We start from the raw sequence: 26,074 nt of genomic DNA on the forward strand, positions 1-26,074 counted from the left end.
ATGGCCATCCAGTCGCACCCGTCAGGTGAACCCCGTGGATCAACGCTGAAGCCCGCCGAGGGTTCGGCGCCGGGTTGGCCGGGTATCGTCGATGACTGGGCCTCGGACAAGGATGCGTTCAAGCAGGTGTCCTGGGGCAAGGCGATGATGTGGATCTTCCTGCTCAGCGATACCTTCGTGTTCACCTGCTTCCTCACCGGCTACATGTCGGTGCGCATCAGTGCCACCGAGCCCTGGCCGCACGCCAGCGAGGTGTTCGCCCTGACCATAGCCGGTGCCGAGATCCCGCTGATCCTGATCGCCATCATGACCTTCGTTCTGATCACCAGCAGCGGCACCATGGCCATGGCGGTGAACTTCGCCTACCGGCGCGACCGCGCCAAGACCGCCGCGCTGATGCTGGTCACCGCGGCCCTCGGGCTGACCTTCGTCGGTATGCAGGCCTTCGAGTGGAGCAAGCTGATCAGCGAGGGCGTCAGACCCTGGGGCAACCCCATGGGCGCCGCACAGTTCGGCGCAAGTTTCTTCATGATCACCGGTTTTCACGGTCTGCACGTGTCGATCGGGGTGATCTACCTCAGCATCGTGGCGCTGAAGGTGCTGCGCGGAGACTACGAGCGCTCCGGCAACTACCAGATCGTCGAGATCGCCGGGCTCTACTGGCACTTCGTCGACCTGGTGTGGGTGTTTATCTTTGCATTCTTCTATCTATGGTGACCTTCTAGAGGAGCCCGGGCGATGGCACATGCACAGGGCCAGCAACATCCGATCGGCCTGTATTTGAAGATATGGGGGCTGCTGTTCGTCCTCAGTACGCTGTCCTACCTGGTCGACTACTTCCATTTCGTCGGCTACCTGCGCTGGTCGCTGATCATCATCTTCATGCTGCTCAAGGCGGGACTGATCGTGGCGATCTTCATGCACATGGCCTGGGAGCGGCTGGCGATGGTCTACGCCATATTGGTGCCGCCGCTGTGCCTGCTGGTGCTGGTCGGGCTGATGGCCGCCGAGGCGGACTACATCTTTCTGAGTCGGGAATTGTTCTTCGGCCACTGACGCGCCTCCAAGGTGACCGCGTGGGTCACCCAGGGAAGGCTGGCGGCGGGCAGGCTAGATGGTGCGCTTGAACTGGTGCCACTTCTGCTGCCAGGCGACTATCCAGTGTGGCGAAGCGGCGCCGGTGCCGGCATCGACCAAGGACGGATGATGCTGGATGACGCGATCCAGAATCGACTCCTGCTCCGGCTCGACATCGACGAAGAACACGTGTTTGCCTTCCTTGAGCTTCTGCCGGAAGCCGCGGAAGTGGGCGTTCGGCACCTGGATGCCGAAGAAGCCGCCTTCCCAGGTGCAGAAGCCGAACAGCACGATGGCCAGGAAGATGAAGGGAACCCAGCCGGCCGCGGACTCGGTCCAGCCCAGCAGGTAGGCACCGCCGAGTACCACGGCGGCCAGCACCGCACCGATCGCCGCGCCGATTTCACCGGAGTGCACCACGTCCTGCTTCATGAAGGAGGGCACCTCGTGCAGCTGGTGATGCTCCACGTCGGCGTCCTTCTCGCTGAGTACATGGATCTGTTCGGTACTGATGCCGCTGGCTTCCAGCTCGTTTTCAACGGTTTCAAGATCGTCGAGATCGTCACTGATGTAATAGTGTCGATTCATGACACACCTCCCATCTAGTGTTTGCCCCAGATCCCCGCCATCTAGAAGCCGATAGGTGAAAAATCGCAGTGGGTGCTCGCCGCCGTGGAACCGGTTGCGCATCTGCTGCAGTCGACCAAAAGTATAGCACCGCAGACTCGGCGCCCCTGCCGCCCCCAGCCGCCGGGGCAGGCCCGGCCATCGTCGCCCCTGCTTGTGGCTCTCGGGCCGGAAATTGCGCGGTTGCGGCTGGTCGTGGTTGCCGGCTGCGCAGTTGGCTGGACCGGACCGATCTGCCACGGCGAGGCGGCCAGGGGCCGCTAAACTTGCCTGAGGTGCAAATCTTTGGAGGTCAGCCAATTCATGCCAGCCAAGTTCAGCGCCATGCGCGCCGATATCGCCACCCTGTCTGTGGACGCCATAGTCAATGCCGCGAACAGCGCCTTGGCTGGAGGAGGCGGCGTCGACGGTGCCATTCACCGTGCCGCCGGACCGGAGTTGTCGCAGGCCTGCCGGCAGCTGGGGGGCTGTCCGACCGGAGAAGCCAGGCTTACCCCGGGCTTCAATCTGCCGGCCAGGTACGTCATCCACACCGTCGGCCCGGTCTGGAACGGCGGCGAGCGGGGCGAACCGGAACTGCTGGCGGCCTGCTACCGCAACTCGCTGGCGCTGGCGGCCAGCCATGAGGTGCGCAGAATCGCCTTTCCCAGCATCGGTACGGGGGTCTACGGCTATCCGGTCGACCTGGCGGCGCGTACCGCCGTCGACACGGTGCGGGAGACGGTGCGGGAGCTCCCCTCGATCGAGGAAGTGATCTTCTGCTGCTTTTCGGCCGGCGACCTGCAGGTCTACCGGCGCCTGCTCGGCTAGCCTGTCGCTCGGCTTCAGGAGTCGGGCACGAGCCGCGGATTCACTCCAGGCGTCGCTCGCCGGTGAAGCTCAGGGTGGCCTTGCAGCGCCGGCAGTAGTAGCGACGCCCCTTGGCGACCAGGCTGTGGCGCTGCGAGGAAAACGGGAACTCGCCCTGGGGGCAGCTGCAGCGGTAGATGAAGCGACTGACCCGGCTGCGCTGCACTTCGTAGCTGTGGCAGCGATTCGGTGGCAGTTGGTAAACGCCGCGCATGATCAGCTGCCACTCCTCGCCATGGGCTCTGATAGTGGCGCCGAACAGCTGGTGGGCGATCAGGTGGGCCACTTCATGGGCCACGGTCTGGCGCAGGAAGTCCTCCTGATTCTCACGGTACAGCTGCGGATTGAAACGCAGCTTGTTCTCCGTCAGGTGGGCGACGCCGGCCTTCTGCCCGCGCAGCTTGAAACTCACCTCGGGGCGCCTGAAGGAACGCTTGAAGAAGTTTTCGGCCTGCAGGTAGCAGTCCTCGACGCGGGCATGGAGACGTTCGGGCATGGTGGTGGTTTCTCGACTGTGCCGGGCGATTATGCCCAAGCATGGCGCTTGCGGCAGCCCGGAAACGACGAAACCACCCGCAGGTGGTTTCGTCTTGTTGCCGTGATCAGCCCTTAGCTGGTGTACACCGGGCCCACGCCGAAGCCCCAGAGAATCACCGAGCAGGCGATCATCGCCACCAGCACCACCAGCCCCACCGCCAGTACCGAGCTGGAGAACATGAACCCCTCGTCCTTGGGGATGTTCATGAAGGTCGGTATGCCCACGTAGAGCAGGTAGACGGTGTAGCAGATGGCGACCGTACCCACGGTCATGGCCAGCCACAGGTGCGGGTAGAGTGCCGCCAGACCGCCGACGAACAGCGGAGTGGCGGTGTACGCGGCGAATACCACGCACTGCGTCAGGCTCGGACTGGCGTCGTAGGTCCGTGCCATCCAGTGGATGAAGGCGCCCATCACCGCGACGCCGGCGAGCATTGCCAGGTAAGACATGATGGTCATTTGCAACGCGCTGGCTTCGGTCAGCATCACCGGGGCTCGGTCGCCGATCGACCAGCCGACCTGGGTGGTGCCGATATACGCGGAGATCGCGGGGATCGCTGCGAGAACCAGGATGTGGGTGAGATACATGTGGCTGATGGTTTCTTCCTCGCCACGGATTTCTTGCCATTCTTGGTCAGGATGGGTGAAGAGCCCCCAAACATGGTGGATCATGCCAAACACCTCCTCTTGTTATAGCGATCGCCCCCCAGCGGAGCGCCCGGCGCGCGTGATCAGCGCCACCGGGTGCCAGGCCGAACCTATGCGACCGTATGTCGCAGTATAGGCAAGGGCTGGGGACCGCGAGAGGGGAGGGGTTAGAGCAAATTGATCTCTACGGATCAGTTGTAATAGCGCTCGAGAATTTCCATCGCCTTGTTGATCGACTGCAGTCGCTCTGTGTTGCCGCCGCGGTCGGGGTGGTGAATGCTCACCAGCTGGCGGTAGCGGTGCTTGATGGTGGCGAGGTTGAGCGGCTGCTGATGGTCGTGCAGCTCGAACAGCTCCAGCGCCGCCTGCTTCTCTTCGCCACCCTGCATGCGTGTCCAGAAGCTGGTCAGCAGCTTCTCCACGTCATCCGCGTCGGTATTGCGCAGGTTGTCCAGGTCCAGATAGTAGTCGCGCAGCGGGTCGTGCTCGGCGAGCCCGGCGCCGCCGGCGCGGTAGGGTTGCAGCTGGATGCACAGCGGGTTGATTTCCAGGTGGCCGCGGCGCTCGTCCCACAGGCGCTCACGCAGCTGGTAGAGGGCGTTGAACACCAGGAAATGGGTGCGAAACAGGATCAGGTTGTCGAGCAGCGGAAGGTTGGGGATGTGGGTCGAGTGGCCGCCTTTCAATTGCTGGATCAGCTCATATTCGCTGAGACCGGCAGGCGCGTCCTGCAGAAGTAGCAGGATCTGATCGACCAGTTCGAGGTCGGGATCGAGTTCATCATTCATGATTTCAGCCTAACACTTCGCCGCAAATGGGGTGGGGCGCACCGTGGTTTCTGCGTAAAATGTCGCGTTCTAGCACTTCTTTCCGGACTCCAGCGCACCATGGGCACCCTCTCGGTCAACCAGAACAAACTGCAAAAGCGCCTGCGTCGTCAGGCCGGCGAAGCCATTGCCGATTTCAACATGATAGAAGATGGCGACAAGGTCATGGTTTGCCTGTCCGGCGGCAAGGACAGCTACACCATGCTCGACGTGCTGCTGTACCTGCAGAAGGTCGCGCCGATCAAGTTCGAGATCGTCGCGGTGAACATGGACCAGAAGCAGCCAGGCTTCCCCGAGCACGTGCTGCCGGCCTACCTGGAGTCCATCGGCGTGCCCTACCACATCGTCGAGAAGGACACCTACTCGGTGGTCAAGGAAAAGATCCCGGAGGGCAAGACCACCTGCTCGCTGTGCTCGCGCCTGCGCCGCGGCACCCTGTACACCTTCGCCGACGAGATCGGCGCGACCAAGATGGCCCTGGGACATCATCGCGACGATATCCTCGAGACCTTCTTCCTCAACATGTTCTACGGCGGCACCCTCAAGGCCATGCCGCCGAAGCTGCGCGCCGACGACGGGCGCAACGTGGTGATCCGCCCGCTGGCCTACTGCAACGAGGCCGACATCGAGGCCTACGCCAAGCTCAAGGAGTTCCCGATCATCCCCTGCAACCTCTGCGGCTCCCAGGAGAACCTGCAGCGCAAGGTGGTCAAGGAGATGCTCCAGGAGTGGGAGCGCAAGACCCCGGGCCGCACCGAGATCATGTTCCGCGCCCTGCAGAACGTGGTGCCCTCGCAGCTGGCCGACCGCAACCTGTTCGACTTCGTCAACCTGAAGATCGACGACGCCGCCACGCCGCGCTTTCTCGACGTGATGAACCTCTGAGCCGGCAAGGACAGCCCATGCGCGACTATCAATGGCTCAACGAGTACTGCCTGAACCGCTTCGGCTCGGCCGCTGCCCTGGAGGCCATGCTGCCGCAGCCGGCCAGCGCCGAGGCGCTGCGTGGGCTGAGTGACGACCGCTACCTGTCACTGATCAGCCTGCGGATCTTTCGCGCCGGTCTCAAGCACAGCCTGGTGGACGCCAAGTGGGCGGCCTTCGAGGAGGTGTTCTTCGGCTTCGACCCGGAAAAGGTCGTGCTGATGGGCGGCGAGCGCCTGGAGAACCTGATGCAGGACGCGCGGCTGATTCGCCACCTGGGCAAGCTCAAGAGCGTGCCGCGCAACGCCCAGTTCGTCCTCGATGTGCGGCGGGAGAAGGGCAGCTTCGGCGCCTTGATCGCCGACTGGCCGGTGACCGACATCGTCGGCCTGTGGAAGTACCTGGCCAAGCACGGCAGCCAGTTGGGCGGGTTGTCGGCGCCGCGCTTCCTGCGCATGGTCGGCAAGGATACCTTCATCCCCACCAACGACATGGTCGCCGCCCTCAAGGCCCAGCAGATCATCGACAAGGCGCCGACCAGCCTCAAGGACCTGGCCGCGGTGCAGGCGGCGTTCAACCACTGGCACGCGCAGAGCGGCCGGCCGCTGAGCCAGCTGTCGGTGATGCTGGCGCACACGGTCAACCACTGAGGCCGGAGGCGGCGATGCAGCAGCAGATCGAGCGTGTCGCCCTGGCCATCGCCCGGGCCGAGCGCATCCTAGTCATCACCGGTGCCGGCCTTTCCGCCGACTCGGGGCTGCCGACCTATCGCGGCCTCGGTGGCCTGTACAACGGCCACACGGCCGAGGGCCTGCCGATCGAGGCGGCGTTGTCGGGGCCGATGCTGCGGCGCGATCCGGCGTTGTGCTGGAAATACCTGGCGGAACTGGCCAGGGCCTGCCTCGGCGCCCGGGCCAATGCCGGCCACTTGGCCATCGCCGAGCTGCAGCGGCTCAAGCCGCAGTGCTGGTTGCTGACCCAGAATATCGACGGCTACCACCGCGCAGCCGGCAGCCCGTCCGAGCGGCTGATCGAGATCCACGGCGAGCTGGCCCCGTTGTTCTGCCAGTCCTGCGGGGCGGAAGATGCCGGGCTTGCCGAGCATCTGGCGCGGCCGTTGCCGCCGCATTGCCGGCAGTGCGGCGGCATCCTGCGCCCGCCCGTGGTGCTGTTCGAGGAAATGCTGCCCGAGGCCGCCATCGACAGCCTCTACCGCGAAATGGGCAAGGGCTTCGACCTGGTGTTGAGCGTCGGCACCAGCGCCAGCTTCCCCTATATAGTCGAGCCGGTGCTGCGCACCCGCCAGGCCGGCGGCCTGACCGTGGAGATCAACCCGAGCCGCACCGACCTGAGCGATGAGGTCGATATCCACCTGCAAGGGCGCGCCTTAGATGTCCTGCCAGAACTACTGAGTCACATTTCTGCCCATGGAAATTGCAAATAGGGCAGGTTGAAGGCATAGTCGCGTCCTTCTCAGAATTCCCGACACGGCTGTGCCCATGCTCAAACGCTTCGCACCCCTCGTGCCTCTCGCACTCGTCCTGGCCCTCGCGGGCTGCGCCGCCCAGGCGCCGCAGACGCAGTCCAGCGTATTCGGTCCGCTCAGCAAGTCGTCGATGTTCGTCTCCCGCGCGCCCCATGCCGAGCCGACCGAGGAAGAACTCGCCGAGCTGACCGACGACCAGCCCTACGAAATGCCCCAGCTGGCCGACAGCATCCTGTCCCATGGCCTGTCGCTGGTCGGCACCCGTTATCGCTTCGGCGGCAGCTCGGTGAAGTCCGGCTTCGATTGCAGTGGCTTCATCGGCTACCTGTTCCGCGAAGAGGCCGGCCTGCAACTGCCGCGCTCCACCCGCGAGATGATCAATATCGACGCGCCGCTGGTCGAGCGCGATGAGCTGGAGCCGGGCGATCTGGTGTTCTTCAGCACCAACGGTCGCGGCCGCGTCAGCCACGCCGGCATCTACCTGGGCGACGACCAGTTTATCCATTCGGCCAGTCGCCGCAGCGGCGGCGTACGGGTCGACAGCCTGGACGACCGCTACTGGAAACGCAGCTTCATCGAGGCCAAGCGCGTGCTGGCCATGGCGCCCAGCGAGTCGCTCGAGCGCCATCCCTGAGTCTTGGGCGCCGCCGCAAAGGTTGCGCGCCTTGGCTCGAGCCGGCAGAGTAGGGCGCATCCAGGCTCAGGATCGCCTCGCTCATGTCCGCTACGCCCCGTGTCGCCTTGTTGCTTCTCGTCGCGCTGCTCAGCGCCTGCGCCGGCCGCCCGGCCGCCCCACCAACCTCGATTCAGCTTCCCGCCGGTAGCCCGCATGGCAGCTCCGAGGACGTGCTGTTCCGCGCCTTGGGCCTGGTCGGTACACCCTATCGCTACGGCGGCAACACCCCCGAGGGCGGCTTCGACTGCAGCGGCCTGATCGGCTATGTCTATCGCGACGCCGCCGGCATCCAGTTGCCCCGTTCGACCCGTGAGCTCAAGGCACTGCGCGCTCCGACCATCGGCAGCCGCAAGGCCCTGCAAAGTGGCGACCTGGTGTTCTTCGCCACCAGTGGCGGCAGTCAGGTCAGCCATGCCGGCATCTACGTCGGCAACGGGCGTTTCGTCCACGCACCCTCCAGTGGCGGCACCGTGCGCCTGGACAGCCTGAGCAACAGCTACTGGCAGCGCACCTATCTGGACGCCAAGCGCGTGTTCAGCGCCGAACTGGCGCGCAACCCCTGACTCTCAGGCAGGCCAGCCCATGACCAATCGCACCCTCAACCTCGACGACGCACTGTATCGCTACCTGCTCGACGTCTCCCTGCGCGAGACGTCGCTGCTCAAGCGCCTGCGCGAGGAGACCGCGCAGCTGGACAACGCGCGCTGGCAGATCGCCCCGGAGCAGGGCCAGTTCATGGCGCTGCTGGTCAAGCTCACGGGCGCCAGGCGGATCATCGAGATCGGCACCTTCACCGGCTACAGTGCCATCTGCATGGCCCAGGCCATGCCCGAGGACGGCCGGCTGATCTGTTGCGACATACCCGGCGACTACAACGCCATGGCCCGGCGCTACTGGGACGAGGCGGGCCTGGCCGGGCGCATCGAGCTGCGCCTGGCGCCGGCCCTGGAGACCCTGGCGGCGATGGCCGGCGAGGAGCAGGACGGGCAGTTCGACCTGATCTTCATCGACGCCGACAAGGCCAACTACCCGGCCTACTTCGAGCATGCCCTGCGCCTGCTGCGCCCCGGTGGCCTGGTGCTGTTCGACAACACCCTGTGGAGCGGTCGGGTGCTCGAGGCCGCGCCGGACAGCGCCGATACTCGCGCCATCCAGGCCCTCAACCAGGCCCTGCGCGACGATGCGCGCATCGACCTGTCGCTGCTGCCCCTGGGCGACGGCCTGACCCTGTGTCGCAAGCGCTGAGCCTGGGGTCGCCGCCGTCCCATGGCCGAACCGATTCGCCTGCCGCCCCAGCCCGAAGGCTGCGAGCTCTGCGCCCGCCAGGCGCCCTTGACCCGTCACCACCTGATCCCCAAATCCCTGCACGACAAGCCCTACGTGCAGAAGCGCTACGCCAGGAACGAGCGGATCTCCGCCACCCTGTGGGTCTGCCGCGCCTGCCATAACCAGATTCACCGGCTGTTCAGCGAGAAGGAACTGGCGCTGCACTACAACAGTCGCGAGGCCCTGCTGAGCGACGAACGCCTGCGCACCTTCGTCGCCTGGCTGGCCGCCAAGCCGGCGGGCTTCATGCCGCGTCACTGAGCCATTGGCGCCCCGTCGAGGGCGGGCTAGATTGAATACTGCACGGGCCGATAGCTCAGCTGGGAGAGCGCCGCGTTCGCAATGCGGAGGTCGGGAGTTCGATCCTCCTTCGGTCCACCATCTCGCCTGCTTGCAGCGATCACTCGCCAGGAAGTGAAACGCTCGAACAGGTTCCCGGGAGGCTGTCGCCGCCCGGCGAACCCTTCGCTTCAGCCCGCTTGCCTGTCCCTTTTGATTGACGCCCCCGCCTCAGGTCTCTACCCTGCGCGCCTTGCTTCAGGTGCCCCCGACGCTGTGCGTCCGAAGGGTGAAACAGGGAAGTCGGTGCGTTAGGCCTGTTCGGGCCAACCATTCCGACGCTGCCCCCGCAACGGTAGACGAGTCAAACCAGCGCTGTTCAACCACTGTGCCTCGGCATGGGAAGGTGCGCTGGCGGGTGATCCGCAAGTCGGATCGCCGCTCGTGAGCCCGGAGACCGGCCTGTAGCAGTCCACGGCATCGCGGAGGGCGTTGTCGGGCGGGTGGACTGCGCCTGATTGCCGTTCGCCCGTCCCTTGCGCTCCCCATGCCTTTCCCAGCCTAAGTCGCCCGGGTGGGTGCGACGGAGCATAGATCGAGCATGAGCAAGTCCCTTCTGACGCCGGCAGCGCTGCTGGCGTGCAGCATCAGCAGCATTTCCTTGGCGCAAGCCGCCCAACCGACGCGATTGAGCGATCAACTGGTGACCGCCAGCCGCACGGCGCAGACCGCCGAGCAGAGCCTGGCGGCGGTGACCGTATTCGACCGCGCGCAGATCGAGCAGAGCCAGGCGACCTCGGTGCCCGAGCTGCTCAAGCGCGTACCGGGCGTGTCCTTCGCCAACAACGGCGGGCCGGGCAAGAACACCTCGCTGTTCATGCGCGGCAGCGAATCCGACCATGTGCTGGTGCTGATCGACGGCATCAAGGTCGGTTCGGTAACGGCCGGCGGCGCGGCCCTGCAGGACCTGCCGCTGGAGCTGATCGAGCGCATCGAGGTGGTGCGCGGGCCGCGTTCCAGCCTGTACGGCTCCGAAGCCATAGGCGGGGTGATCCAGATCTTCACCCGCAAGGGCGGCAGCGGCGCTGCCAAGCCATTTTTCTCCGCGGGCTACGGCACCCACGACAGCTACAGCGGCAGCGCCGGGGTTGCCGGCGGCGCCGGCGCCGGCTGGTACAGCCTGGGCGTCAGCGGCATCGATACCGACGGCATCAACGTCAAGCCGATCGGCGCCAGCGGCTACGAAGACGATGCCGACGGCTACCGTAACCTGTCCGCCACGCTCAGCGCCGGCTATCGCTTCGACAATGGCCTGGAGCTGGACGCCAACCTGCTGCGGGCCGAGTCGCACAACGACTACGACCAGGTCAATCGCAAGCGCACCTCGGGCTTTCACGCCCATGCCGATGGCGAGTCGAACGTCTTCGGCACCCGCGCGCGCTTCGCCCCGCTGGAGCCCTGGCAGGTGACCCTGCAGGTCGGGCGCAGCGAAGACAAGTCCGACGCCTTTCTCGACGGCCGTTTCAGTTCGCGTTTCGACAGCCGCCGCGACAGCGCCAGCTGGCAGAACGACCTGGCCCTGGCGAGCGGCCATACCCTGACCCTGGGCGCCGACCATCAGCACGACGAGGTCAACGGCAGCACCGCCTACGCCGAGGACTCGCGGGACAACAAGGGCGCCTTCGCCCAGTACCTGGGCGAGGTCGGCCGGCACGACTGGCAGCTGTCGCTGCGCCGCGACGACAACCAGCAGTTCGGCCGCCACGACACCGGCAACCTCGGTTACGGCTACGCCCTGAGCGACGCGCTGCGGGCGACTGTCAGCTATGGCACGGCGTTCAAGGCGCCGACCTTCAACGAGCTTTACTACCCCGGCTATGGCAACCCGCAGCTGCAGGCGGAAACCTCCCGGAGCCTGGAGGTCGGCCTGGCCGGCGGGCATGGCTGGGGCCATTGGTCGCTCAACGCCTTCCGCACGGTGATCGACGACCTGATCGCCTACGACTCGAGCATCAGGGCGCCGGCCAACGTCGACCAGGCGCGCATCCGCGGCGTCGAGCTGGTGCTCGGCAGCCGGTTGCTGGGCTGGGAGTGGAACGCCAACTACACCCTGCTGGAGCCGGAGAACCGCTCGGGCGGGGCCAATGACGGCAACGAACTGGCGCGCCGCGCCAAGCAGCTGTTCAACCTGGACCTGGATCGTCGCCTCGGCGCCTTCAGCCTCGGCGCCAGCCTGCACGCCGAAGGCCAGCGCTTCGACGACCTGGCCAACAACAAGCCGCTGTCCGGCTTCGCCACCCTCGACCTGCGCGGCGAATACCGCATCGCCCCCGAATGGCGCCTGCAGGCCCGCGTCGCCAACCTGCTGGATGCCGACTACGAGACCGCCGAGGGCTTCAACCAGCCCGGCCAGGCGGTCTACCTGACGGTGCGTTATCAGGCGCTTTGAGCGATGCCCCGTGCGCATGGCGCACCCTACGTGTTTAACCTGGAGATGACTGGATGAACCCGACCCCCCGCGTGCAACTGCTGATAGGCCTCGCCCTGGTGGCGCTGCTGGCCATGACCCGTGGCCAGCACTTCGCCACGCTCAACCTGCCCAGCGCCTCCTGGGCGGTGTTCTTTCTCGCCGGCGTGCTGCTGACCCCGCGCTGGGTGTTCCCGGCGCTGTTCATCGAGGCTTCCCTGCTCGACTTCGCCGCGATCCAGTGGGCCGGGGTGAGCGACTGGTGCATGTCGCCGGCCTACTGGCTGCTCGTGCCGGCCTACGGCTCGCTGTGGCTGGCCGGTCGCCTGTATGCCGGTTGGCACCGCGACAGCCTGGGGAGCCTGGTGCTGCTGGCGGCGACTGTGACGCTCGGCGCCCTGGCCGCCTACCTGTGTTCCGGCGGCGGTTTCCTCTATTTCTCCGGGCGCTACCCGGAGCCGAGCCTGGCCCTGCTGGCCGAGCGCATCGCCCAGTACTACCCGCGCTACCTGGCCAGCCTGGCGCTCTATGTCGGTGTGGCGGCGCTGCTGTATGTCGGCATCCGCGCGGCCCGCGACCTGCGCCTGCCAAGCGAGGTGAAGTGATGAGCGAATCGATCGAGCGGGACGCGCGGCACAAGGCGCGCATGGCGCGCAAGAAGGCGCTGATCGACGAGAAGATCGCCCAGGCCCAGGACGAATACGGCTTGCTGCTGGTGCACAGCGGCAACGGCAAGGGCAAGAGCAGCTCGGCCTTCGGCATGGTCGCCCGGGCCCTGGGGCACGGCATCAGGGTCGGCGTGGTGCAGTTCATCAAGGGCGCCGCCAGCACCGGCGAGGAGAGCTTCTTCCGCCGCTTCCCCGAGGAAGTCAGCTACCACGTGATGGGCGAGGGCTTCACTTGGGAGACCCAGGACCGCCAGCGCGACATCGAGAAGGCCCGGCAGGCCTGGGCGGTCGCCCGGCAACTGCTGAACGACCCGGCCATCGGCCTGGTGGTGCTGGATGAGCTGAATATCGCCCTGAAGTACGGCTACCTGGAGCTGGAGCCAGTGCTCGCCGATATCGAGGCGCGGCCGCTGCTGCAGCATGTGGTGGTGACCGGCCGGGGCGCCTTGCCGGGGATGATCGAGGCGGCGGACACGGTCACCGAGATGAGCCTGGTCAAGCACGCTTTCAAGGCTGGCGTGAAGGCGCAGAAAGGCGTGGAATTCTGATGCGCGCGCTCAAGGCATGCAAAGACCGCAGTTGCGTAGGGTGGATGACGCCGTTTTCATCCACCGCTGTCGTTGGTGGATGGGTAAAACGCCATCCACCCTACGATGGTGAAGGGAGGCCGCGATGAGCGCTAGGAGCTGCCCGGCCCTGTTGGTCGCCGCCCCGGCCTCGGGGCAGGGCAAGACCACGGTCACCGCCGCCCTGGGGCGATTGCACAGTCGCCAGGGCAAGCGAGTGCGGGTGTTCAAGTGCGGGCCGGACTTTCTCGACCCGATGATCCTCGCCCGCGCCAGCGGACTGCCGGTGTACCAGCTGGACCTGTGGATGGTCGGCGAGGCCGAGAGCCGGCGCCTGCTGTGGCAGGCGGCCGGGGAGGCCGACCTGATCCTCATCGAGGGGGTGATGGGCCTGTTCGATGGCAGCCCGTCGGCGGCCGACCTGGCGCGGCGCTTCGGTGTGCCGGTGATGGCGGTGATCGACGGCTCGGCCATGGCCCAGACCTTCGGCGCCCTGGCCCATGGCCTGGCCAGCTTCCAGCCCGATTTGCCGTTCTCCGGGGTGCTCGGCAACCGGGTCGGCAGCGCGCGGCATGGCGAGATGCTGCGCGACGCCTTGCCCGCAGCGATCCGCTGGTACGGCGCCCTGCCGCGCAGCGCCGAGATCGAGCTGCCCAGCCGCCATCTGGGGCTGGTCCAGGCCGAAGAGCTGGCCGACCTGGATGCGCGCCTGGATGCCGCGGCCGACGCCCTGGCGGCCAGCGCCGATGTGGCCCTGCCGCCGCCGGTGGCCTTCGCCGCCCCCGTGCCGCGCCCGCTCGAGCCGTTGCTGGCCGGGGTGCGCATCGGCGTGGCCCGGGACAGCGCCTTCGCCTTTCTCTACCAGGCCAACCTGGACCTGCTGCGTGAGCTGGGCGCCGAGCTGCACTTCTTCTCGCCGTTGGCCGACAGCCAGCTGCCGGCGGTCGACAGCCTGTACCTGCCGGGCGGCTATCCCGAACTGCACCTGGCCGAGTTGCAGGGCAATCAGGCCATGGCCGAGGCGATTCGGAGCCACCACGCCGCCGGCAAGCCGATCCATGCGGAATGCGGCGGCATGCTCTACCTGCTCGAACGGCTGACCGACAAGCAGGGCGTCAGCGGGCGGATGCTCGGCCTGCTGCCGGGCGAGGCGACCCTGCAGCCACGGCTGACCGCCCTGGCCCTGCAGGAGGTCGAGATGCCCGGCGGGCACCTGCGCGGCCACACCTACCACCACTCGGCGCTCAGCTGCGAGCTGGCGCCGTTGGCCCGTGGCGAGTGTCCGAACTACAGGCGCACCGCCGAGGCGGTCTACCGTCTGGGCCGGCTGACGGCCTCCTACATCCATTTCTACCTGCCCTCCGACCCCTTGGCCGCGGCGGAGCTGTTCCGACCATGAACCCACAGACCTTTAGCCCCGCCGAGCGCGCGGCGGTCTATCGTGCCATCGCCGAGCGCCGCGACATGCGCCACTTTTCCGGCGGGCGGGTCGAACCGGAGCTGCTGGCCCGGCTGCTGGAGGCGGCGCACCAGGCGCCCAGCGTCGGCCTGATGCAGCCCTGGCGCTTTATCCGCATCACCCGTCCCGAGCTGCGTGAGTCGATCCAGGCCCTGGTGGAGGCCGAGCGCCTGCGCACCGCCGCGGCCCTGGGCGAGCGTGGCGACGACTTCATGCGGCTCAAGGTCGAGGGCATTGGCGACTGCGCCGAGTTGCTGGTGGTGGCGCTGATGGAGGGCCGCGAGGCCCATGTGTTCGGCCGGCGCACCTTGCCGGAGATGGACCTGGCCTCCCTGGCCTGCGCCATTCAGAATCTCTGGCTGGCCGCCCGCGCCGAGGGCCTGGGCATGGGCTGGGTGTCGTTGTTCGAGCCCGCTGCCCTGGCCGAACTGCTGGCCATGCCGCCGGGCAGCAAGCCCATGGCGGTGCTCTGCCTGGGGCCGGTGACGAGCTTCTACGCGGAGCCGATGCTGGCCCAGCAGGGCTGGGCGCGGCCGCGGCCGCTGGGCGAACTGCTGTATCAGGACCAATGGGGACAATCATGAAAGGCCCGCAACGCATCGTCTGCCTGTCCACCGAGACCTGCGAGACCCTCTACCTGCTCGGCGAGCAGGCGCGCATCGTCGGCATCTCCGGCTTCACCGTGCGCCCGCCCCAGGCGCGCAAGGAAAAGCCCAAGGTCAGCGGCTTCAGCAGCGCGCGGATCGACAAGATCCTCGCGGTGCAACCCGACCTGGTGCTCGGCTACTGCGACCTGCAGGCAGACATCGCCGCCGACCTGGCCCGTCAGGGCCTGGAGGTGCACCTGTTCAACCAGCGCGATATCGCCGGCACCTACCGGATGATCGAGACCCTCGGCGCCCTGGTGCATGCCAACGCGCGGGCCGAAGCGCTGATCGCCGAGCTGCAGGCCGGGCTGGAGGCGATCCGCGCCAGCGCCGCACGCCTGCCACGGCGGCCGCGGGTGTATTTCGAGGAATGGAACGAGCCATTGATCAGCGGCATCGGCTGGGTCAGCGAACTGATCGAGCTGGCCGGCGGCGAGGATTGCTTCGCCGAGCTGGCTGGCTGCCACAGCGCCAGGCAGCGGATCATCGCCGACCCGCTGGAGGTGGTGCGCCGTGCCCCGGAGCTGATCATCGGCTCCTGGTGCGGCAAGCGCTTCCGCCCGCAGCAGGTCGCCGCCCGGCCAGGCTGGCAGGCGATTCCGGCGGTGCGGCATAACCAGCTGCACGAGATCAAGTCGCCGGACATCCTCCAGGCCGGCCCGGCGGCGCTGAGCGATGGCGTGCGCCAGTTGCACGCGCTGATTCGTGCCTGCGTGGAGGCCGGCGCATGAGCCTGCTGCTCGCCACCCTGGCCGGCGTCGCCATGGATATGGCGCTGGGTGAGCCGAAGCGCTGGCACCCGCTGGTGGCGTTCGGCCGCCTGGCCGAGTGCATCGAACAGCGGCTCAACGCCGCCGGGCGCGGCTGGCGCAGCCACGGGGTCAGCGCCTGGTGCCTGGCGGTGCTGCCGCTGACCCTGTTGGTCGCGCTGCTGGCCCAGATGCCGCTAGTCGGCTGGGCCGTGGAAATCCTCGCCCTGTACCTCGCCCTGGGGATGCGCAGCCTGGGCGAGCACGCACTGCCGGTGGCCCTGGCCCTGCGCCTGGGCGACCTGCCCCTGGCCCGCGAGCGGGTCGGCCAGATGGTCAGCCGCAACACCGCGGCTCTGGATGCCAGGGGCGTGGCCCGCGCCGGCACCGAGTCGGTGCTGGAGAACGGCTCGGATGCGGTGTTCGCCGCGCTGTTCTGGTTCCTCGTCGGCGGCGCTCCGGGCGTCGTGCTCTATCGCCTGAGCAATACCCTGGACGCCATGTGGGGCTACCGCACGGCGCGCTTCGAGCGCTTCGGCTGGGCCGCGGCGAAGGTCGACGATTGGCTCAACTACCTGCCGGCGCGGCTGGTGGCGCTGACCTATGCGCTGCTCGGGCGCACCGGCATGGCCCTGCAATGCTGGTGGCGCCAGGCGCCGCAGTGGGACAGTCCCAACGCCGGCCCGGTGATGGCTGCCGGCGCCGGCGCCCTGGGCATCGGCCTGGGCGGCGCGGCGCAGTATCACGGCGAGCTGCATGAGCGCCCGGTGCTGGGCGAGGGCCCGCCGCCGCGGGCGCGGGATATCGAGCGGGCGCTGAACCTGGTGCATGGCGGGGTGCTGCTGTGGTTGGCCCTGTTGCTGCTGTGGGGGCTGTTCGGTGCTTGAGCATGGCGGCCGGCTGCGCGCGGCGGCGCAGCGTCATGGCATCGCCCTGGGCGACTGGCTGGACCTGTCCACCGGCATCGCCCCCTATGGCTGGTCGATCCCGCCTTTGCCGCTGCAGGCCTGGGCCCGCCTGCCCGAGCCGGACGACGGCCTGCAGGCGGCGGCCCGCGATTATTACGCGGCGCCAGCCGTGCTGCCGGTGGCCGGTTCCCAGGCGGCGATCCAGGCCTTGCCGCGGTTGCGCGGGCGATCCAGGGTGGGCGTCGTCGCGCCGGCCTATGCCGAGCACGCGGCAGCCTGGCGCCGCGAAGGTCATCAGCTGCTGGAGCTTGGGGGCGCACAGGTCGACGACCAGTTGGCGCAGTTGGACGTACTGCTGCTGATCAACCCCAACAACCCCAGCGGCCAGCGCTTCGCCCCCGAGCAGCTGCTGGCCTGGCATGCGCGCCTGGCCGCGCGCGGTGGCTGGTTGGTGGTGGACGAGGCCTTTATCGACTGCACGCCGCAGTTCAGCCTGGCTGGCCACAGCCAGCTGCCCGGGCTGATCGTGCTGCGTTCGTTCGGCAAGTTCTTCGGTCTGGCCGGTATCCGCCTGGGCTTCGTCCTGGCCGAACAGCGCCTGCTGGAGCGTCTCGACGAACTGCTCGGGCCCTGGACCGTCAGCGGCCCGACGCGGGCGCTGGCCACGCTGCTGCTGCGGGATCGACCCGGCCAGCAGGCGCAGCGCCGGCGCCTGCTGGCCGGTGGCGAGCGGCTGGGCGCCTTGCTTGGCGCCCACGGCCTGCCACCCAGCGGCGGCTGTGCGCTGTTCCACTGGTGCATCGAGGCCCGCGCGGCGCAACTGCACGAATTTCTTGCCCGCCAGGGCATTCTCACCCGCCTGTTCACTAGCCCTCCGAGCCTGCGCTTCGGCCTGCCGGCGGGCGAAGCGGGCTGGGCCCGGTTGGAGCGGGCATTACAGGCATTCAAGGAGCATTCGGCATGACCACATTGATGGTGCAGGGCACCACCTCCGATGCCGGCAAGAGCACCCTGGTGACCGCGCTGTGCCGCTGGCTCAGGCGCCAGGGCGTGGCGGTGGTGCCGTTCAAGCCGCAGAACATGGCGCTCAACAGCGCGGTGACCGTTGATGGCGGCGAGATCGGCCGCGCCCAGGCGGTGCAGGCCCAGGCCGCCGGCCTGGCGCCGCACAGTGACATGAACCCGGTGCTGCTCAAGCCCAACAGCGACACCGGCGCCCAGGTGATCATCCACGGCCGAGTCATCAGCAGCATGGAGGCCGCCGCCTACCACGACTACAAGCAGGTGGCGATGGACGCGGTGCTGGCCTCCCACGGGCGCCTGTGTGCCGCCTATTCGGTGGTGATGGTGGAGGGCGCCGGCTCGCCGGCCGAGATCAATCTGCGCGCCGGTGATATCGCCAACATGGGCTTTGCCGAGGCGGTGGACTGCCCGGTGATTCTGATCGCCGATATCGACAAGGGCGGGGTGTTCGCCCACCTGGTCGGCACCCTCGACTTGCTCAGCCCGTCGGAACAGGCACGTATCCAGGGTTTCGTGATCAACCGTTTTCGCGGCGACATCGCCCTGTTGCAGCCGGGCCTGGACTGGCTGGAGCGGCGCACTGGCAAACCGGTACTCGGCGTGCTGCCGTACCTGATGGATTTCCACCTGGAGGCCGAGGACGCCATCGACACCCGCCAGAGCGCCAAGGCCGGCGAGTCGATCAGGGTGGTGGTGCCGGTGCTGCCGCGCATCAGCAACCACACCGACTTCGACCCGCTGCGCCTGCACCCGCAGGTCGAGCTGTGCTTTGTCGGTCCGGGCCAGGCGATTCCGCCGGCCGACCTGATCGTCCTGCCCGGCTCCAAGAGCGTGCGCGCCGACCTGGCGTTCCTCCGCGAGCAGGGCTGGGAGACGGCCATTCATAAGCACCTGCGTTACGGCGGCAAGCTGCTGGGCATCTGCGGTGGCCTGCAGATGCTCGGCCGCTTCATCGACGACCCCCATGGCCTGGAAGGGGCACCCGGCAGCAGCCAGGGATTCGGCCTGCTCGACTTCGCCACGGTGCTGGAGGCCGAGAAGCAGCTGCGCAACGTGCAGGGGCGCCTGCGTCTGGAGGACGCGGCCGTGACCGGCTACGAGATCCATGCCGGGGTCAGCACGGGGACCGGGCTGAACGGCGCGGTGCGGCTGGACGACGGCCGTTGCGATGGCGCGCTGAGCGCCGACGGCCAGGTGATGGGCACCTATCTGCACGGCCTGTTCGAGTCCGTCCCGGCCTGTGGCGCGCTGCTGCGCTGGGCCGGCCTGCGCGAGGTGCAGGCGGTGGATTACCAGGCCCTGCGCGAACGCGATATCGAGCGCCTGGCCGATCTGGTCGAGGCCCATCTGGATACCGCCAGGTTGCGCGAGCTGTGCGGCCTGTAGGCGTGGGGTGCGCCAGGCGCACCAAAGGGCATATGAATGGTGCGCACGGCGCACCCTACGGAGCCGGTAGGGTGGATGTCGCCTTTTACATCCACCAAGGCAGCGGCCAACGGTGGAGCGCGGTCCACCCTGGGCGGGCGTAGGGTGCGCCAGGCGCACCGAAGGACACATGAATGGTGCGCGCGGCGCACCCTACGGAGAGGCCATGCATGAACTGATCCTCGGAGGCGCCCGGTCAGGCAAGAGCCGCCTGGCCGAGAAGCTGGCCGCCGACAGCGGCTTGCCGGTGACCTATATCGCCACTGGCCAGGCGCTGGACGGCGAGATGAGTGCGCGCATTCGCCAGCACCGCGAGCGGCGTCCGCCGCACTGGGCGCTGGTCGAAGAGCCCGTCGAACTGGCGCGGGTGCTGGGCGAGCAGGCGGACACGGGCCGCTGCCTGTTGGTTGACTGCCTGACCCTGTGGCTGAGCAACCTGCTGATGCTGGACGATGCGGCGCGACTGAGTGCCGAGCGCGACGCCCTGCTCGCGTGCCTGGGCGAATTGCCGGGGCGCATCATCCTGGTCAGCAACGAGACCGGGCTGGGCGTGGTGCCCTTGGGCGAGCTGAGCCGCCGCTATGTCGACGAGGCCGGCTGGCTGCACCAGGCCCTGGCCGAGCGCTGCCAGCGGGTGACCTTCACCGTGGCCGGCTTGCCGATGATCCTCAAGGGGCAGATGCCATGAGTCGCCAATGGTGGCAGGCCGAATGCCGGCCCGTGGATGCACGGGCGCGGGAGGCGGCCGAGGCCCGCCAGCGGCAGCTGACCAAGCCGGCCGGCGCCCTCGGCCAGCTGGAGCGCGTGGCGATCCGGCTCGCCGGCCTGCAGGGCCGCCCGCGACCGTGCATCGAGCGGGTGTTCATCGGCCTCTTCGCCGGCGACCACGGTGTGGTCGAGGAGGGCGTCTCGGCCTACCCGCAGGCCGTCACCGGACAGATGCTGGCCAACTTCGTCGGCGGCGGCGCGGCGATCAGCGTGCTGGCCCGGCAGTTGCGCGCGACCCTGGAGGTGCTCGACCTGGGCACCGTCACGCCTCGGGCCGACCTGCCTGGGGTGCGCCAGCTGCGCCTCGGCCCTGGCACGCGCAACTTTCTCCAGGGCCCGGCGATGAGCGCCGAGCAGACGTTGCTGGCCCTGCAGGCCGGGCGCGACAGCCTGCTGCGCGCCGAGCAGCTAGGCGTCGAGCTGTTTATCGGTGGCGAGATGGGCATCGGCAACACCACAGCCGCCACGGCACTGGCCTGCTGCCTGCTGGACTGTCCGGCTGCCGAACTGGTCGGCCCGGGCACCGGCCTGGATGGCGACGGCGTGGCGCACAAGGCGCGGGTGATCGAGGCGGCCCTGGCCCTGCACGGCCCGGCGCTGCGCGGTCCTTTCGAGGCCCTGCAACGCCTCGGCGGCTTCGAGATCGCCGCCCTGATCGGCGCCTATCTGGCCTGCGCCCAGCAGGGCGTGCCGGCGCTGGTCGACGGCTTTATCTGCAGCGTCGCGGCGCTGCTGGCGGTGCGCCTGAATCCCGCTTGCCGCGACTGGCTGCTGTTCGCCCACTGTGGCGCCGAACCCGGCCATCGCCGGGTGTTGGATGCCTTGGCGGCCGAGCCGTTGCTGCAGCTGGGCCTGCGCCTGGGCGAGGGCAGTGGCGCGGCCCTGGCCGTGCCACTGTTGCAACTGGCCTGTCGGCTGCACGACGAGATGGCCACCTTCGCCGAGGCGGCGGTGGCGGAGCGGCCGGCATGAGCCTGCGGCTGGAGTTGCTGCGCCATGGCGAGACCGAGCGGGGCGGTGGGCTGCGTGGCAGCCTGGACGACGCGCTGACGGCCGCGGGCTGGGCGCAGCTGCGTGCCGCCGTGGTGGACGCCGGGCCCTGGGATCGCCTGATCAGCTCGCCGCTGCAGCGTTGCGCCCGTTTCGCCGAGGAGCTGGCGGCGCAGCGTGGGCTGCCCCTGAGTCTTGAGCCCGATCTGCAGGAGCTGCACTTCGGCGCCTGGGAGGGGCGCAGCAGCGCAGAACTGATGGCGTCCGACGCCGAGGCCCTGGGTCGCTTCTGGGCCGATCCCTATGCCTTCACCCCACCGGCCGGCGAACCGCTGGTGGATTTCGAGGCGCGGGTACTGGCCGCCCTGCGGCGCTTGCATGGCCGGTACGCCGGCGAGCGCCTGCTGCTGGTGACCCATGGCGGGGTCATGCGCCTGCTGCTGGCCAGGGCCCGCGGTCTGCCGCGCGCCGGCCTGCTGCAGGTGAACGTGGGCCATGCCCAGCGCTCTCGCCTGGAGCGCCGGCTGGATGGCCAGTTGCGGGAGCTGCCATGAGTCCGCTGCTGATCGCCCTGCAGTTCCTCACCCGTCTGCCCGTGAGGCTGGCGGCCATGCCGACACCGGCCGAGGTCGGGCGCTCGCTGCCCTGCTATCCCCTGGTCGGCCTGTTGATCGGCGGGCTGTTGCTCCTGGCGCACGCGGGCCTCGGCGGGACCTCGGCGCTGCTGCAGGCGGCCCTGTTGCTGGCGCTCTGGGTCGGCCTGAGCGGCGCGCTGCACCTCGACGGCCTGGCCGACAGCGCCGACGCCTGGGTCGGTGGCCTGGGCGACCGCGAGCGCACCCTGGCGATCATGCAGGACCCGCGCAGCGGGCCGCTGGCGGTGGTGGTGCTGGTGCTGGTGCTGCTGCTCAAGTTCGCCGCCCTGGTGACGCTGCTCGAGGCCGGGCAGGGCGGCTTGCTGGTGCTGGCGCCCTGGCTGGGGCGGGGACTGTTGCCGCTGCTGTGGCTGAGCACGCCCTACGTGCGCGCCGGCGGCCTGGGGCAGGCCCTGGCCGAGCATCTGCCGCGCCGCGCGCTGCCCTGGGTGCTGGCGCTGCACGGGGCCGCGGTGCTGCTGCTCGGCTGGCCGGCGCTGCTGGCCCTGCTGGTGGCCGCCGCGCTGTTCCTCGGCCTGCGCCGGGCCATGCTGCGACGCCTGGGCGGTACCACCGGGGATACCGCCGGTGCCCTGGTGGAGCTGGTCGAATGTGGCGTGCTGGTGGCGCTGGCACTGCACCTCCAGCCCTGAGGGCAATCTGTAGCGGCGCATTGGCGGGCAGCTGTAGCTGCCGCGATGCGGGCTGGGGGTATATACCTGTCGCCAACCTGCCGCACCCTTGGCCCTGCGTTCCGTCGCGCCTTGCCAGTCGCGGCGTGAGCGAGGCCTACGACGATGCGCGTATAGCCATCGACCTGAATGTCACCCAGTATTCGTGGTTCAGGCAGCGCGGCGAGCAGCGCCGATGGTGCTGCTCGCCGGCTGATGCCGGCTCGACCGATATTTTCTCGATAACCCGGGTCACGGCTCGGCAAGGACTGTATTTATGACTTCGGTATGGCGCACGAGTGGTTGGGTTCTTCTGGGCGCGTCCCTGATCCTCGCTCTGTCACTCGGCATCCGCCACGGCTTCGGCCTGTTCCTTGCGCCGATGAGCGCCGAATTCGGCTGGGGCCGCGAGGTGTTCGCCTTCGCCATCGCCCTGCAGAACCTGATCTGGGGCCTGACCCAGCCGTTCACCGGCGCCCTGGCCGATCGCTTCGGCGCCCAGCGCACCATCGTCGTCAGTGGCGTGCTCTACGCCCTGGGCCTGGTGCTGATGGGCCTGTCCGATTCGGCCTGGTCGCTGTCGCTGAGTGCCGGCCTGCTGATCGGCATCGGCCTGTCCGGCACCTCCTTCTCGGTGCTGCTCGGCGTGGTCGGCCGCGCCGTGCCGGCCGAGAAGCGCAGCATGGCCATGGGTATCGCCGCGGCGGCGGGCTCCTTCGGTCAGTTCGCCATGCTGCCCGGCAGCCTCGGCCTGATCAGCTGGCTGGGCTGGTCGGCGGCGCTGCTCGCCCTGGGCCTGCTGGTGGCCTTGATCGTGCCGTTGGCAGCGATGATCAAGGACAACCCGCTGCCGAGCGCCGGCCACGAGCAGACCCTGGCCGAGGCCTTGCGCGAAGCCGCCGGCCATTCCGGCTTCTGGCTGCTGTCTTTGGGCTTCTTCGTCTGCGGTTTCCAGGTGGTGTTCATCGGCGTGCACCTGCCGGCCTACCTGGTCGACCAGCATCTGCCGGCGCTGGTCGGCACCACGGTGCTGGCCCTGGTCGGCCTGTTCAACGTGTTCGGCACCTATATCGCCGGCTGGCTGGGTGGGCGCATGTCCAAGCCGCGCCTGCTCAGCGCCCTGTACCTGGCCCGCGCGGTGGTCATCGCCGCCTTCGTCATGGCGCCGCTGACGGTGTGGAGCGCCTATGCCTTCGGCATCGCCATGGGCCTGCTGTGGCTGTCCACCGTGCCGTTGACCAATGGCACGGTGGCGACCCTGTTCGGCGTGCGCAACCTGTCGATGCTTGGCGGCATCGTCTTTCTCTTCCACCAGCTCGGCGCCTTCCTCGGCGGTTGGCTGGGCGGCTACCTGTACGACCAGACCGGCAGCTACGAGCTGGTCTGGCAGATCGCGATTGCCCTGAGCCTGATGGCCGCGGTATTGAACTGGCCGGTGCGCGAGCAACCGGTGGCGCGCCTGCAGGGCGCCGGAGCCGGGGCGTGAGCAGCCGGCACTGGCTGAGCGCCGGCCTGGCCCTGGCCGGGGCCGGCCTGCTGGCCCTGGCCTGGTGGGGCTGGCAGCAGGGCGGCCTGGCATTCCTGCAGTTGGGCCTGGGCGCCTGCTAGGGCGATAGCCGGTTGGCCGGGCCTGTCACGCGGCACGTGCAGTTCGTCACATTGGCGGCGTGCTCACCCGTTTGGGCGATTAGACCCGCTTTCCCGCCTTCTTAAACTCTTGCCACGCCGGACGCAGTCCCCCGGCGTGCCCACAAGAAAAATAAAGGAGGCACCCATGCGTCGCGCATTCACTGCAACCCTGGCCGCACTGGCCCTGGCCGGAGCCGTCGAGGCCCAGGCCAACTACACCCAGACCAAGTACCCGATCGTGCTGGTGCACGGTGTCACCGGTTTCGACACCATCGGCGGCCTGATCAACTACTTCCATACCATTCCCTGGAACCTCGAGCGCGATGGTGCCAAGGTCTACGTCGCCAGTGTCGCGGCGCTCAACGACAGCGAACAGCGCGGCGCCGAACTGGCCCGGCAGATCGTCCCATGGGCCACCGCCAACGGCGGCAAGGTCAACCTGATGGGCCACAGCCAGGGTTCGCCGACCTCCCGCGTGGCCGCCTCGCTGCGTCCCGACCTGGTGGCGTCGGTGACCTCGATCAACGGCGTCAACAAGGGCTCCAAGGTCGCCGACGTGATCCGTGGGGTGATCCCGGCCAACGGTCTCATCGAAGGCGGTGCCAATGCCATCGCCGTGGCCCTGGGCTCGGTGATCAACCTGCTGTCCGGCAGCAGCAATCCGCAGAACGGCGTGGCCGCGCTCGGTACCCTGACCACTCCGGGCACCGCCGCCCTCAACGGCCGCCACCCCTGGGGCGTGAACAACGCCAGCTACTGCGCCAAGTCGACCGAAGTGCACAACGTGCGCGGCAACAACATCCGTTACTTCTCCTGGACCGGCAACACCAGCTACACCAACGTCCTCGACGTGGTCGACCCGTTCCTGGCCATCACCGGCCTGGTGTTCGGCAGCGAGAAGAACGACGGCCTGGTCGGCGTCTGCTCCACCTACCTGGGCCAGGTGCTTGGTGACAGCTACAACATGAACCACGTCGATGCGATCAACCACCTGTTCGGTATTCGCGGCTGGACGGAGCCGGTGTCGCTGTACCGCCAGCACGCCAACCGCCTGAAGAACAAGGGCATCTGATTCAGCAAAGCTTCGCGGGCGGCCGCGGCCGCCCGCCACCCGGAGTTCGCATGCCGCTGCCTGTGCGCTACATCGCCCCGCTGTTCTTCCTGATCGTCGCGCTGGCCGGCCTTGTGCTCTATTGGCAATGGCCGGTTGCGCCGCCCGCGCCCCAGATCGAGGTGGCCGTCGAGCGGCAAACGCCGGCGCTCAGTCCGGTTGCGCCGCAGGCGTTGCCCGGCGTCGCCCGCCAGCAGCCGCTGCAACAGCCGCCACTGGTGCCGAGCATGGCCGACACCGAGGTCGACGGTGAACTCAAGACCGATCGCGCCGGCAACCTGCTGCTCGGGCTGGGCGTGCGCGATTACTTCGATTATTTCCTCAGTGCCGTCGATCAGGTCGGCCTGGATCGCTCGGTGGAGGCGTTGCTGGCCGATGCCACGGGGCGTCTGCAGGAGCCGGCGCTCGGTCAGTTGATCGGCCTGCTGGGTGACTACCTGGATTACAAGCGCGCCAGCCTGGCGCTGATGCAGCAGCCACTGAGCGCCCAGCAGCAGAGCCAGCCGCAGGCGCAGCTGGCGACCCTGCAACAGGCGTTCGACAACCTGGCCCAACTGCGCCGTGCCCACTTCTCCGCTGCGGCGGTGGAGGCGCTGTTCGGCGCCGAAGAAGCCTACGCCCACTACACCCTGGACAACCTGGCGCTGCTGGCGCGCGAAGACCTGAGTGAACAGGCCAAGGCCGAGGCCCAGGCGCGCTTGCGCGACCAGTTGCCGGCGGCCCTGCGGGCCAGCGAGGAGCGCCAGCAGCGGGCCCTGGCTCAGCAGCAGGAGAGCGACCGGCTATGGCGCGAGGGGGCTAGTGAGGAACAGGTGCGCCAGGCGCTTGCCATGGCCTATGATCCGCCCACGGTCGAGCGTGTGCTCGCCGAACAACGCGACGAGCGCGCCTGGCAGAAGCGCTATGGGGCTTACCGCCAGGAGCTGGCCGGCCTGCAGGGCGACGGCCTGAGTGCGGCGGACCAGCAGCGCGAGCAGCAGCGCCTGCGTCAGCGCTTGTTCAGCTCAGAAGAATTGCACCGGGTGGACACCTATGACGCGATTGCCGCCAAACAGCAGGACGGCGCCAGCCCCCAGCCGTGATTCCGTGCCGGCAGGCCGCG

At 68.2% G+C, this 26,074-nt stretch carries 31 protein-coding genes, 1 tRNA gene and 1 riboswitch; of the genes, 28 read left to right on the forward strand and 4 right to left on the reverse strand.

What is annotated here, in order from left to right:
* Together LPB260_RS27255 and LPB260_RS27260 are read left to right on the forward strand one after the other, a co-directional pair.
* Complete coding sequence (locus LPB260_RS27255) at positions 1–717, forward strand: heme-copper oxidase subunit III family protein (protein ID WP_208709004.1); 717 nt, start codon at positions 1–3, stop codon at positions 715–717.
* Positions 718–738: 21 nt separating this feature from the next.
* Complete coding sequence (locus LPB260_RS27260) at positions 739–1,056, forward strand: cytochrome C oxidase subunit IV family protein (RefSeq protein ID WP_208709006.1); 318 nt, start codon at positions 739–741, stop codon at positions 1,054–1,056.
* 54 nt (positions 1,057–1,110) lie between these two features.
* Here LPB260_RS27260 and LPB260_RS27265 read toward each other — a convergent pair whose 3' ends face one another.
* Complete coding sequence (locus LPB260_RS27265) at positions 1,111–1,665, reverse strand: magnesium transporter (protein ID WP_208709008.1); 555 nt, start codon at positions 1,663–1,665, stop codon at positions 1,111–1,113.
* A gap of 342 nt (positions 1,666–2,007) precedes the next feature.
* On the opposite strand from LPB260_RS27265, the gene LPB260_RS27270 reads away from it, so the two are divergent.
* The gene (locus LPB260_RS27270) at positions 2,008–2,514 is read left to right on the forward strand and encodes an O-acetyl-ADP-ribose deacetylase (protein ID WP_208709010.1); all 507 of its coding nucleotides are present in this window, start codon (positions 2,008–2,010) and stop codon (positions 2,512–2,514) included.
* Between the two features lie 40 nt (positions 2,515–2,554).
* Here LPB260_RS27270 and LPB260_RS27275 read toward each other — a convergent pair whose 3' ends face one another.
* The 3 genes from LPB260_RS27275 to LPB260_RS27285 all read right to left on the reverse strand — a co-directional run bounded on the left by LPB260_RS27275 (position 2,555) and on the right by LPB260_RS27285 (position 4,526).
* Positions 2,555–3,088: a SprT family zinc-dependent metalloprotease gene (locus tag LPB260_RS27275; RefSeq protein ID WP_256625614.1), complete on the reverse strand. Its 534-nt coding sequence runs from the start codon at positions 3,086–3,088 to the stop codon at positions 2,555–2,557.
* Positions 3,089–3,162: 74 nt separating this feature from the next.
* Positions 3,163–3,762, reverse strand: coding sequence for a Yip1 family protein (locus LPB260_RS27280; RefSeq protein ID WP_208709014.1), 600 nt, complete (start codon positions 3,760–3,762; stop codon positions 3,163–3,165).
* Positions 3,763–3,929: 167 nt separating this feature from the next.
* Positions 3,930–4,526 (reverse strand): DNA-J related domain-containing protein, encoded by a 597-nt coding sequence (locus LPB260_RS27285; protein WP_208709016.1) that lies wholly within the window; start codon positions 4,524–4,526, stop codon positions 3,930–3,932.
* Positions 4,527–4,625: 99 nt separating this feature from the next.
* Between LPB260_RS27285 and ttcA the strand changes: the two genes are divergently transcribed.
* The 25 genes from ttcA (at position 4,626) to LPB260_RS27405 (ending at position 26,054) form a co-directional block, all read left to right on the forward strand.
* Positions 4,626–5,450: a tRNA 2-thiocytidine(32) synthetase TtcA gene (ttcA, locus tag LPB260_RS27290; protein ID WP_208709019.1), complete on the forward strand. Its 825-nt coding sequence runs from the start codon at positions 4,626–4,628 to the stop codon at positions 5,448–5,450.
* A 17-nt stretch (positions 5,451–5,467) separates the two neighbouring features.
* Positions 5,468–6,139, forward strand: a complete 672-nt coding sequence (locus LPB260_RS27295) for a DNA-3-methyladenine glycosylase I (protein WP_208709021.1) — start codon at positions 5,468–5,470, stop codon at positions 6,137–6,139.
* Between the two features lie 14 nt (positions 6,140–6,153).
* On the forward strand, positions 6,154–6,933 hold the full coding sequence (locus LPB260_RS27300) for an NAD-dependent deacylase (protein WP_208709023.1): 780 nt from the start codon (positions 6,154–6,156) through the stop codon (positions 6,931–6,933).
* Positions 6,934–6,988: 55 nt separating this feature from the next.
* A complete protein-coding gene (locus tag LPB260_RS27305; protein ID WP_208709025.1) occupies positions 6,989–7,609 on the forward strand; it encodes a C40 family peptidase in 621 nt (206 codons plus the stop codon).
* 83 nt (positions 7,610–7,692) lie between these two features.
* Complete coding sequence (locus LPB260_RS27310; RefSeq protein ID WP_208709027.1) at positions 7,693–8,214, forward strand: C40 family peptidase; 522 nt, start codon at positions 7,693–7,695, stop codon at positions 8,212–8,214.
* A gap of 19 nt (positions 8,215–8,233) precedes the next feature.
* On the forward strand, positions 8,234–8,896 hold the full coding sequence (locus LPB260_RS27315) for an O-methyltransferase (protein WP_208709029.1): 663 nt from the start codon (positions 8,234–8,236) through the stop codon (positions 8,894–8,896).
* Positions 8,897–8,917: 21 nt separating this feature from the next.
* Positions 8,918–9,238: a hypothetical protein gene (locus LPB260_RS27320; protein WP_208709031.1), complete on the forward strand. Its 321-nt coding sequence runs from the start codon at positions 8,918–8,920 to the stop codon at positions 9,236–9,238.
* Between the two features lie 44 nt (positions 9,239–9,282).
* A tRNA-Ala gene (locus tag LPB260_RS27325) sits at positions 9,283–9,358 on the forward strand.
* Positions 9,359–9,499: 141 nt separating this feature from the next.
* Positions 9,500–9,737: riboswitch (cobalamin riboswitch) on the forward strand.
* A 120-nt stretch (positions 9,738–9,857) separates the two neighbouring features.
* On the forward strand, positions 9,858–11,705 hold the full coding sequence (gene btuB / locus LPB260_RS27330) for a TonB-dependent vitamin B12 receptor (RefSeq protein ID WP_208709033.1): 1,848 nt from the start codon (positions 9,858–9,860) through the stop codon (positions 11,703–11,705).
* A gap of 53 nt (positions 11,706–11,758) precedes the next feature.
* Positions 11,759–12,328: a hypothetical protein gene (locus tag LPB260_RS27335; protein ID WP_208709035.1), complete on the forward strand. Its 570-nt coding sequence runs from the start codon at positions 11,759–11,761 to the stop codon at positions 12,326–12,328.
* Positions 12,328–12,939 carry a cob(I)yrinic acid a,c-diamide adenosyltransferase gene (gene cobO / locus LPB260_RS27340; protein WP_208709037.1) on the forward strand — a complete coding sequence of 204 codons (612 nt, stop codon included), beginning with the start codon at positions 12,328–12,330 and terminating at the stop codon, positions 12,937–12,939. The genes LPB260_RS27335 and cobO overlap by 1 nt, the downstream gene beginning before the upstream one ends.
* 124 nt (positions 12,940–13,063) lie before the next feature.
* A complete protein-coding gene (locus LPB260_RS27345) occupies positions 13,064–14,356 on the forward strand; it encodes a cobyrinate a,c-diamide synthase (protein WP_208709039.1) in 1,293 nt (430 codons plus the stop codon).
* Positions 14,353–15,000, forward strand: coding sequence for a 5,6-dimethylbenzimidazole synthase (bluB, locus tag LPB260_RS27350; protein ID WP_208709041.1), 648 nt, complete (start codon positions 14,353–14,355; stop codon positions 14,998–15,000). Before LPB260_RS27345 ends, bluB begins: the two co-directional genes overlap by 4 nt.
* Positions 14,997–15,794 (forward strand): cobalamin-binding protein, encoded by a 798-nt coding sequence (locus LPB260_RS27355; RefSeq protein WP_371926141.1) that lies wholly within the window; start codon positions 14,997–14,999, stop codon positions 15,792–15,794. Before bluB ends, LPB260_RS27355 begins: the two co-directional genes overlap by 4 nt.
* Complete coding sequence (gene cbiB, locus LPB260_RS27360; RefSeq protein ID WP_208709043.1) at positions 15,791–16,699, forward strand: adenosylcobinamide-phosphate synthase CbiB; 909 nt, start codon at positions 15,791–15,793, stop codon at positions 16,697–16,699. Before LPB260_RS27355 ends, cbiB begins: the two co-directional genes overlap by 4 nt.
* The gene (cobD, locus tag LPB260_RS27365; RefSeq protein ID WP_208709045.1) at positions 16,692–17,684 is read left to right on the forward strand and encodes a threonine-phosphate decarboxylase CobD; all 993 of its coding nucleotides are present in this window, start codon (positions 16,692–16,694) and stop codon (positions 17,682–17,684) included. Before cbiB ends, cobD begins: the two co-directional genes overlap by 8 nt.
* On the forward strand, positions 17,681–19,129 hold the full coding sequence (locus LPB260_RS27370; protein ID WP_208709047.1) for a cobyric acid synthase: 1,449 nt from the start codon (positions 17,681–17,683) through the stop codon (positions 19,127–19,129). The genes cobD and LPB260_RS27370 overlap by 4 nt, the downstream gene beginning before the upstream one ends.
* Before the next feature lie 205 nt (positions 19,130–19,334).
* Complete coding sequence (gene cobU, locus LPB260_RS27375; protein ID WP_208709049.1) at positions 19,335–19,856, forward strand: bifunctional adenosylcobinamide kinase/adenosylcobinamide-phosphate guanylyltransferase; 522 nt, start codon at positions 19,335–19,337, stop codon at positions 19,854–19,856.
* Positions 19,853–20,908, forward strand: a complete 1,056-nt coding sequence (cobT, locus tag LPB260_RS27380) for a nicotinate-nucleotide--dimethylbenzimidazole phosphoribosyltransferase (RefSeq protein ID WP_208709051.1) — start codon at positions 19,853–19,855, stop codon at positions 20,906–20,908. The genes cobU and cobT overlap by 4 nt, the downstream gene beginning before the upstream one ends.
* Positions 20,905–21,480 carry an alpha-ribazole phosphatase family protein gene (gene cobC / locus LPB260_RS27385; protein ID WP_208709054.1) on the forward strand — a complete coding sequence of 192 codons (576 nt, stop codon included), beginning with the start codon at positions 20,905–20,907 and terminating at the stop codon, positions 21,478–21,480. Before cobT ends, cobC begins: the two co-directional genes overlap by 4 nt.
* On the forward strand, positions 21,477–22,214 hold the full coding sequence (locus tag LPB260_RS27390; protein ID WP_208709057.1) for an adenosylcobinamide-GDP ribazoletransferase: 738 nt from the start codon (positions 21,477–21,479) through the stop codon (positions 22,212–22,214). The genes cobC and LPB260_RS27390 overlap by 4 nt, the downstream gene beginning before the upstream one ends.
* Positions 22,215–22,509: 295 nt before the next feature.
* Entirely contained in the window at positions 22,510–23,718 is a 1,209-nt protein-coding gene (locus tag LPB260_RS27395) for an MFS transporter (protein WP_208709059.1), read from the forward strand.
* The gene (locus tag LPB260_RS29165; protein ID WP_256625664.1) at positions 23,715–23,840 is read left to right on the forward strand and encodes a hypothetical protein; all 126 of its coding nucleotides are present in this window, start codon (positions 23,715–23,717) and stop codon (positions 23,838–23,840) included. Before LPB260_RS27395 ends, LPB260_RS29165 begins: the two co-directional genes overlap by 4 nt.
* 166 nt (positions 23,841–24,006) lie before the next feature.
* On the forward strand, positions 24,007–24,933 hold the full coding sequence (locus LPB260_RS27400) for a triacylglycerol lipase (RefSeq protein WP_208709061.1): 927 nt from the start codon (positions 24,007–24,009) through the stop codon (positions 24,931–24,933).
* 50 nt (positions 24,934–24,983) lie between these two features.
* Positions 24,984–26,054 (forward strand): lipase secretion chaperone, encoded by a 1,071-nt coding sequence (locus LPB260_RS27405; protein ID WP_208709063.1) that lies wholly within the window; start codon positions 24,984–24,986, stop codon positions 26,052–26,054.
* Positions 26,055–26,074 lie beyond the last annotated feature (20 nt).

Source organism: Pseudomonas sp. LPB0260, assembly GCF_013388395.1.

What these genes read in the sequence shown, in the direction of transcription:
- LPB260_RS27345 (WP_208709039.1), top strand. Translation starts at nt 13,064, where the DNA reads ATGAGCGCTAGGAGCTGCCCGGCCCTGTTGGTCGCCGCCCCGGCCTCG.
- LPB260_RS27260 (WP_208709006.1), top strand. Translation starts at nt 739, where the DNA reads ATGGCACATGCACAGGGCCAGCAACATCCGATCGGCCTGTATTTGAAG.
- bluB (WP_208709041.1), top strand. Translation starts at nt 14,353, where the DNA reads ATGAACCCACAGACCTTTAGCCCCGCCGAGCGCGCGGCGGTCTATCGT.
- cbiB (WP_208709043.1), top strand. Translation starts at nt 15,791, where the DNA reads ATGAGCCTGCTGCTCGCCACCCTGGCCGGCGTCGCCATGGATATGGCG.
- cobO (WP_208709037.1), top strand. Translation starts at nt 12,328, where the DNA reads ATGAGCGAATCGATCGAGCGGGACGCGCGGCACAAGGCGCGCATGGCG.
- LPB260_RS27355 (WP_371926141.1), top strand. Translation starts at nt 14,997, where the DNA reads ATGAAAGGCCCGCAACGCATCGTCTGCCTGTCCACCGAGACCTGCGAG.
- btuB (WP_208709033.1), top strand. Translation starts at nt 9,858, where the DNA reads ATGAGCAAGTCCCTTCTGACGCCGGCAGCGCTGCTGGCGTGCAGCATC.
- LPB260_RS27295 (WP_208709021.1), top strand. Translation starts at nt 5,468, where the DNA reads ATGCGCGACTATCAATGGCTCAACGAGTACTGCCTGAACCGCTTCGGC.
- LPB260_RS27315 (WP_208709029.1), top strand. Translation starts at nt 8,234, where the DNA reads ATGACCAATCGCACCCTCAACCTCGACGACGCACTGTATCGCTACCTG.
- LPB260_RS27310 (WP_208709027.1), top strand. Translation starts at nt 7,693, where the DNA reads ATGTCCGCTACGCCCCGTGTCGCCTTGTTGCTTCTCGTCGCGCTGCTC.
- LPB260_RS27300 (WP_208709023.1), top strand. Translation starts at nt 6,154, where the DNA reads ATGCAGCAGCAGATCGAGCGTGTCGCCCTGGCCATCGCCCGGGCCGAG.
- cobT (WP_208709051.1), top strand. Translation starts at nt 19,853, where the DNA reads ATGAGTCGCCAATGGTGGCAGGCCGAATGCCGGCCCGTGGATGCACGG.
- LPB260_RS27390 (WP_208709057.1), top strand. Translation starts at nt 21,477, where the DNA reads ATGAGTCCGCTGCTGATCGCCCTGCAGTTCCTCACCCGTCTGCCCGTG.
- cobU (WP_208709049.1), top strand. Translation starts at nt 19,335, where the DNA reads ATGCATGAACTGATCCTCGGAGGCGCCCGGTCAGGCAAGAGCCGCCTG.
- LPB260_RS27370 (WP_208709047.1), top strand. Translation starts at nt 17,681, where the DNA reads ATGACCACATTGATGGTGCAGGGCACCACCTCCGATGCCGGCAAGAGC.
- LPB260_RS27280 (WP_208709014.1), bottom strand. Translation starts at nt 3,762, where the DNA reads ATGATCCACCATGTTTGGGGGCTCTTCACCCATCCTGACCAAGAATGG.
- LPB260_RS27305 (WP_208709025.1), top strand. Translation starts at nt 6,989, where the DNA reads ATGCTCAAACGCTTCGCACCCCTCGTGCCTCTCGCACTCGTCCTGGCC.
- LPB260_RS27265 (WP_208709008.1), bottom strand. Translation starts at nt 1,665, where the DNA reads ATGAATCGACACTATTACATCAGTGACGATCTCGACGATCTTGAAACC.
- LPB260_RS27285 (WP_208709016.1), bottom strand. Translation starts at nt 4,526, where the DNA reads ATGAATGATGAACTCGATCCCGACCTCGAACTGGTCGATCAGATCCTG.
- cobC (WP_208709054.1), top strand. Translation starts at nt 20,905, where the DNA reads ATGAGCCTGCGGCTGGAGTTGCTGCGCCATGGCGAGACCGAGCGGGGC.
- LPB260_RS27395 (WP_208709059.1), top strand. Translation starts at nt 22,510, where the DNA reads ATGACTTCGGTATGGCGCACGAGTGGTTGGGTTCTTCTGGGCGCGTCC.
- LPB260_RS27255 (WP_208709004.1), top strand. Translation starts at nt 1, where the DNA reads ATGGCCATCCAGTCGCACCCGTCAGGTGAACCCCGTGGATCAACGCTG.
- LPB260_RS27405 (WP_208709063.1), top strand. Translation starts at nt 24,984, where the DNA reads ATGCCGCTGCCTGTGCGCTACATCGCCCCGCTGTTCTTCCTGATCGTC.
- LPB260_RS27270 (WP_208709010.1), top strand. Translation starts at nt 2,008, where the DNA reads ATGCCAGCCAAGTTCAGCGCCATGCGCGCCGATATCGCCACCCTGTCT.
- LPB260_RS27335 (WP_208709035.1), top strand. Translation starts at nt 11,759, where the DNA reads ATGAACCCGACCCCCCGCGTGCAACTGCTGATAGGCCTCGCCCTGGTG.
- LPB260_RS27320 (WP_208709031.1), top strand. Translation starts at nt 8,918, where the DNA reads ATGGCCGAACCGATTCGCCTGCCGCCCCAGCCCGAAGGCTGCGAGCTC.
- ttcA (WP_208709019.1), top strand. Translation starts at nt 4,626, where the DNA reads ATGGGCACCCTCTCGGTCAACCAGAACAAACTGCAAAAGCGCCTGCGT.
- LPB260_RS27400 (WP_208709061.1), top strand. Translation starts at nt 24,007, where the DNA reads ATGCGTCGCGCATTCACTGCAACCCTGGCCGCACTGGCCCTGGCCGGA.